The sequence below is a fragment of the Pseudarthrobacter sp. NKDBFgelt genome, assembly GCF_046097905.1.
GTDB classification, from domain to species: domain Bacteria; phylum Actinomycetota; class Actinomycetes; order Actinomycetales; family Micrococcaceae; genus Arthrobacter; species Arthrobacter polychromogenes.
Genome location: NZ_JBJURL010000128.1, coordinates 1 through 5,769, shown reverse-complemented (window position 1 = coordinate 5,769; position 5,769 = coordinate 1). Strand labels below are relative to the sequence as shown.

Annotated in this window: 6 protein-coding genes and 1 pseudogene; 5 read left to right on the top strand and 2 right to left on the bottom strand. The window is 64.5% G+C overall.

The window, feature by feature from the left end:
• The first annotated feature begins 388 nt into the window (after nt 1-388).
• The 4 genes from ACKAE7_RS20260 to ACKAE7_RS20245 all read left to right on the top strand — a co-directional run bounded on the left by ACKAE7_RS20260 (nt 389) and on the right by ACKAE7_RS20245 (nt 4,660).
• Nucleotides 389-1,957 (top strand): NCS1 family nucleobase:cation symporter-1, encoded by a 1,569-nt coding sequence (locus tag ACKAE7_RS20260; protein ID WP_190614748.1) that lies wholly within the window; start codon nt 389-391, stop codon nt 1,955-1,957.
• Between the two features lie 10 nt (nt 1,958-1,967).
• The gene (locus ACKAE7_RS20255) at nt 1,968-2,711 is read left to right on the top strand and encodes an aspartate/glutamate racemase family protein (protein WP_188813043.1); all 744 of its coding nucleotides are present in this window, start codon (nt 1,968-1,970) and stop codon (nt 2,709-2,711) included.
• Between the two features lie 23 nt (nt 2,712-2,734).
• Nucleotides 2,735-3,496, top strand: a complete 762-nt coding sequence (locus tag ACKAE7_RS20250; protein WP_408980132.1) for an SDR family oxidoreductase — start codon at nt 2,735-2,737, stop codon at nt 3,494-3,496.
• 150 nt (nt 3,497-3,646) lie between these two features.
• A complete protein-coding gene (locus ACKAE7_RS20245) occupies nt 3,647-4,660 on the top strand; it encodes a hypothetical protein (RefSeq protein ID WP_408980131.1) in 1,014 nt (337 codons plus the stop codon).
• A 66-nt stretch (nt 4,661-4,726) separates the two neighbouring features.
• On the opposite strand, the gene ACKAE7_RS20240 is transcribed toward ACKAE7_RS20245, so the two are convergent.
• The gene (locus tag ACKAE7_RS20240) at nt 4,727-5,104 is read right to left on the bottom strand and encodes a sterol carrier family protein (RefSeq protein WP_408980130.1); all 378 of its coding nucleotides are present in this window, start codon (nt 5,102-5,104) and stop codon (nt 4,727-4,729) included.
• A gap of 126 nt (nt 5,105-5,230) precedes the next feature.
• Here ACKAE7_RS20240 and ACKAE7_RS20235 point away from each other — a divergent pair, with 126 nt between their 5' ends.
• Nucleotides 5,231-5,602: a VOC family protein gene (locus ACKAE7_RS20235; protein WP_188813049.1), complete on the top strand. Its 372-nt coding sequence runs from the start codon at nt 5,231-5,233 to the stop codon at nt 5,600-5,602.
• 34 nt (nt 5,603-5,636) lie between these two features.
• On the opposite strand, the pseudogene ACKAE7_RS20230 reads toward ACKAE7_RS20235, so the two are convergent.
• Nucleotides 5,637-5,769, bottom strand: a pseudogene (locus ACKAE7_RS20230) (asparaginase); the annotation flags it as partial.

The following is a 5,769-nucleotide window of genomic DNA, read 5'->3' as shown; positions in this document are numbered from 1 at the left end:
TCTCTTCCGGATCACGATCAGGCAGCTGGTTAGTCAACCCGCTGAGGATATGGGAGGTATCTTCTCCTGCAGCCACGGCAGCCTCTTTTCGTCTTTGAATGCTGGGCCAATGTTTTCGTATTGTGAGAAAACAGTATTGCCATACGAGATTAGCTACTCCATGGAAACTGGGTCAAGCACAATCGACGCCGGCACTTCCCGTGCGGCGAACCGTCGCCTGCCAACCGATTGTGACCGTTGCCACCCCTGCGGCTCCTTGACCATAGGGTGACCCAGGTCATACTCTTATTCCACTTAGCAATATCTACTTTTCGCAATGTGGAATAACAGAACCGGTCCTCCAGACCAGCGCTCACCACTGCGAATCCTTCAAGAACCGGAGATCCCCATGCAGACCCCTCCACCGGTCGGCGTCGAAAAGGCTCCTGACCTGACAACGCCGTCAGACTCTTCAGCCCACTCCGCCACAGGCGTCGAAGCTCTTTGTGAATCAGCCAGCGCAGCTTCAGGCCAGGCCATCAGCCCCACCCTTTACAACGTCGATCTTGCCCCCACCAAACGCGCCGGCCGGAGCTGGTCCGGCTACAGCATCTTCACCCTCTGGGCCAACGATGTCCACAGCCTCGGCAACTACGCCTTCGCCATCGGACTGTTCGCCTTGGGACTGGGCGGCTGGCAGATCCTGCTGGCACTCGGCATCGGAGCTGCCCTGCTCTTCGGCCTCCTGAATCTCTCCGGATTCATGGGTGTTAAGACCGGCGTCCCCTTCCCGGTGATGAGCAGGATCAGCTTCGGCATCCGCGGCGCCCAGATCGCCAGCCTCCTCCGCGGCGCCGTTGCCGTCGCGTGGTTCGGCATCCAGACCTACCTCGCATCCGTCGTCTTCCGCGTGATGCTCGTGGCCATGTTCCCGGGCCTTGGAGCACTGGACAAGGACTCCATCCTGGGGCTGTCCACCCTGGGGTGGATCGCCTTCGTCATCCTCTGGATTGTCCAGCTGGTCATCGTGAGCTTCGGTATGGAGATGATCCGCAAGTACGAGGCCTTTGCCGGCCCCATCATCCTGGTCACCATGGCCGCCATCGCCGTCTGGATCTTCATGGAAGCGGGCGGCGCAATCGCCTGGTCCTCGGACAACGCCCTCGAAGGGCCGGAAATGTGGCTAACCATCTTCGCCGGCGGCGCCCTCTGGGTCTCCATCTACGGCACGTTCGTCCTGAATTTCTGCGACTTCACCCGCTCCGCCGTCTCCAAGAAGGCCGTGGTCCGCGGAAACTTCTGGGGCATTCCCATCAACATGCTCGTGTTCGGCGCCATCGTCGTTGTGATGGCGGGAGGGCAATTCAAGATCAACGGCACCATCATCGAGAGCCCCTCGGACATCGTCCAGACCATCCCCAACACCCTCTTCCTGGTCCTTGCCTGCCTGGCCTTGCTGATTCTGACCATCGCGGTCAACCTCATGGCCAACTTCGTGGCTCCGGTCTATGCCCTCACCAACCTGTTCCCCAAACACCTGGACTTCCGCAAGGCTGCCTTCGTCAGCGCCGTCATCGGCCTGGTGATCCTGCCGTGGAACCTGTACAACAACCCGCTGGTGATCGTGTACTTCCTGGGCGGCCTCGGCGCCCTGCTCGGCCCCCTGTTCGGCGTCGTCATGGCTGATTACTGGCTGATCCGCCGTGGCAAGGTCAATGTCCCCGAGCTGTACACCGCATCGCCGGAAGGTGCCTACTACTACAAGAACGGCGTCAACCCCAGGGCCATCATCGCCATGGTGCCGGCGGCCGTCCTGGCGCTCCTCATCGCCTTCGTCCCGGCGCTGGCGGCGGCAGCACCGTTCGCCTGGTTCTTCGCCGCCGGCATCGCAGCCGTTGTGTACTTCTTCATCGCGGACCGCTCGCAGCGGCTCGAAGACCGCGACGGCGAGGCCATCGCCGTCGCCAGCAAACACTAAGGATCCCCTGATGCGCATACTCGTTGCGAACGTCAACACCACCCAGTCCATGACGGATTCCATCGCCGCTTCGGCACGCAGCATCGCGGCACCCGGCACGGAGATCGTGGGAATCACACCCCGGTTCGGGGCCGACTCCTGCGAAGGGAACTTCGAAAGCTACCTGGCCGCCATCGCCGTGATGGACGCCGTCACTTCCTACCAGGAGCCGTTCGACGCCGTGGTGCAGGCCGGCTATGGCGAACACGGGCGGGAAGGGCTGCAGGAGCTCCTGGACGTCCCGGTGGTGGACATCACCGAGGCCGCCGCCAGCACCGCCATGTTCCTGGGCCACAAGTACTCGGTAGTCACCACCCTGGACCGGACCGTTCCGCTCATCGAGGACCGGCTCAAGCTCGCAGGGCTCGATGCGCGCTGCGCCTCCGTCCGTGCCAGCGGCATGGCCGTCCTTGAACTTGAGGAGGAACCGGAGCGCGCCGTGGAAGCCATTATCAACCAGGCAATCTTGGCCGTCAGCCAGGACAAGGCCGAGGTGATTGTGCTCGGTTGCGGGGGCATGGCGGGGCTGGACGAGCAGATCAGGCAGCGTGCCGGAGTGCCCGTGGTGGACGGAGTGGCCTCCGCCGTGGCCATCGCCGAGTCCCTGGTCCGCATGCGCCTGTCCACCTCCAAGGTGCGGACCTACGCTGCGCCGCGGCCCAAGACCGTCATAGGCTGGCCTTTGAACAGCACAGGCGTGCCGGCCGCCCTCTAGCACCACATCCCAAGGAGAACAGCGTGAACAGTACCCCTCCCGCCGCGCGGGTTGCCGTCGTTACCGGAGCAGGTTCCGGCATCGGGCGGGAGGTGGCCCGGCAGATGCTGGCCGCCGGATACCGGGTAGCGCTGGCGGGCCGCCGGGAATCGCAGCTAAAGGAGACGGCGGACGACCACCCCGAAGCGCTGGTGGCGCCTTGCGACGTCACCCGGCAGGACGACGTCGAGCATCTTTTCGACGCCGTCCGCCGGCGGTGGGGCCGGGTGGACCTGCTGTTCAATAACGCCGGAGTGTTCGGTCCGGCGGCCAGCGTGGATGAGATTTCGCTGGAGGACTGGAACGCCACCCTCGCGGTCAACCTGACGGGTTCCATGCTGTGCGCCGCCGCCGCGGTCCGGGCCATGAAGGCGCAGGACCCGCAGGGCGGGCGGATCATCAACAACGGCTCCATCTCCGCGCACTCGCCCCGGCCCCGGACGGTGGCCTATGCCGTTACCAAGCACGCCATGACCGGCCTGACCAAAAGCATTGAGCTGGACGGGCGGGGCTTTGGGATTACGTGCGGCCAGATCGACATCGGCAACACGGCGACGGACATCATGGACACCATCGGCGTGGGCGCTGGGGCACTCCAGGCAGACGGCAGCCGCCGGGTGGAGCCGACCTTCCCCGTGGAGGACGCCGCGCGGGCGGTCCTGATGATGGCCAACATGCCGCCGTCAGCCAGCATCGGGTCTGTGGTGATCACCGCCGCAGGGATGCCCTTCATCGGCCGCGGCTGACCCCCGGCTCACCCATAACCCCCGAGTTTTTGTCCACATATGCAGGGTTCCAGGCATCGGAAGTCTGCATATCTGGACAAAAACTCCGTAGGAGCGGGTGCGGGCTGTGGATAACTGTCTGAAGCCCGGATTCGCGTGACTCAATGAAGCATGAGCAGATTGTCGCCCCTCCCGGAAGATTTTGGAGACCGGCCGTTCGGCAAAGGTGAGGCTGGATACTCCGGCCTGAGCCGGAGCAGGCTCGCTGCCGGGGACCTGCACCGGCCGAGCAGGGGGATCCGGGTGCCGAAATCGAGCCCTCCGGATCTGGCCGCCCTTGTCCGCTCCCATACCAGGCTGGATCCCGAGACCTTCGGGAGCCTTACTACCGCTGCCGAGATCCTCGGGCTTCCGCTTCCGCCGTGGGCTGAGTTCCGGCCAGACGACGGCGGCCCGGTGACTGCCTTCGTCGAACCTCCTCCCTGGGGGAAGAAATCAGGTGCGCATTTCCGCGAGCCCGGCCGTTTCCTGCATCTTGCCAGGCGCGGGGGTGGGACGCTTCCGCGGCGGACGGGAATCGCCGGGCACCGGCTGAAAGTCCGCGACGGCGACCTCATCGATATTGACGGGTTGAGGCTGACCTCGGTGGCCCGGACCTGGGTGGATCTCGGCTCGGTCCTGCCGTTGGAGGACCTTATCGTTGCGGGCGACGCCATTGTCAGCGAACACTCCAGGACTTTCGGAGAGCCGAAGCGCCCGATGCTTCCGCTGCCCGAACTGCGCACCTTCGTGGCGGGCGCCAACGGGATCCATGGCATCCGCAAAACCAGGGAAGCACTTGAACAGCTGCGCGTCGGCGTCGACTCGCCGCCGGAAACGAAACTGCGCCTGATGCTGGACGATGCCGGCCTTCCCGAGTTTTCCCCAAACTGCCGGGTGGATGATGCCCTGGGAAGGCCCGTATGGACGGATCTTGGCTGCGCCCGGTTCCGGACCTGCCTGGAGTACGAGGGCCTGCACCATCTCTTGCCGGAACAGCAGGCCCTGGACTCCTACCGGGATCAGCGGGTCTTCGAAGCAGGCTGGCGGCAGGTGAAGATCAACCGGATCGATATGCAACGCGGCCCGGAGTGGGTGGTGTCGCGCGTCCGGCAGGCATTGCGGAAGCAGGGATGGCAGCGGTGAGTTTTTGTCCAGATATGCAGGGTTGCGCGGTCCGGAAGCCTGCATATCTGGACAAAAACTCTGGGGTTAGAGCGGGAGCAGCGCCGAAAGGTCCGCGCGGAGGCCGGAGGCGGCAACCTTGTGCGCGGCCACCGCGTCCGCCCATCCCAACTGGCCGGTCACCATCGCGAGCCAGGTGGCGGCGTCGCACTCAATGACATTGGGCGGCGTGCCGCGCGTGTGCCGCGGGCCTTCCACACACTGGGTGACGCCGAACGGCGGCACCCGCACCTCCACCGAATTTCCCGGCGCCCGCGCAGTGACTTCCTCAAGCGTGTAGCGCACCGCCGTTGCCAGGATGGTCCGCGGGACAGGAACGTCCGACGACGGTCCGGCGGCTTTGCGCCACGCCTCCACCGCTGCGGCGCCTTCCTTCAGGTCGATCCGGCGACGGGCTACAGCCATTCTTCGGGTCCCCTTTCGTGGTGATGCAGCGGCAAAGGCAACCAGAGTACCGCGGATGCTTAGCAGTAAGGAATTGGGTGGGGGAGTACGATCGGTAGCACTCGTCACAAGGGAGGGGAACGGCCCGTGCAGCTCGGCGCTTTCTCAGTAAGCCTCAACGTCAAGGACATCGCCGCTTCTACGGCTTTCTACGAAAAACTTGGGTTCACGCGTTTTGCCGGTGACATCGCGCAGAACTGGCTGATCCTGAAAAACGGCCAGGCGGTGGTGGGACTTTTCCAGGGAATGCTGGAGAGGAACGCCCTGACCTTCAACCCCGGCTGGGACCAGGACGCCCGGCCGCTGGAGTCCTTCACGGATGTCCGTGACCTCCAGCGGGAACTGCAGGGCCAAGGTGTCAGTTTCGCCAGCGAAGCGGAGGAAGGAACAACCGGACCGGCGAGCTTCATTGTTATTGATCCGGACGGCAACCCGGTCATCGTGGACCAGCACGTGTGACACGTTTAGTCCAGGAGTCCCAGCCCGGAAGCACCTAGTCCAGAAGCGCCGAGACCGCCGGGCCGAGCCGGATCTTGCCCACTGGCCGGCCGCCGCCCATGACGGGATCAACCACCCTCTCCAGGACGCCGGCAACAGCGGGAATGTCCACCGCGCCGGCAGCGGCC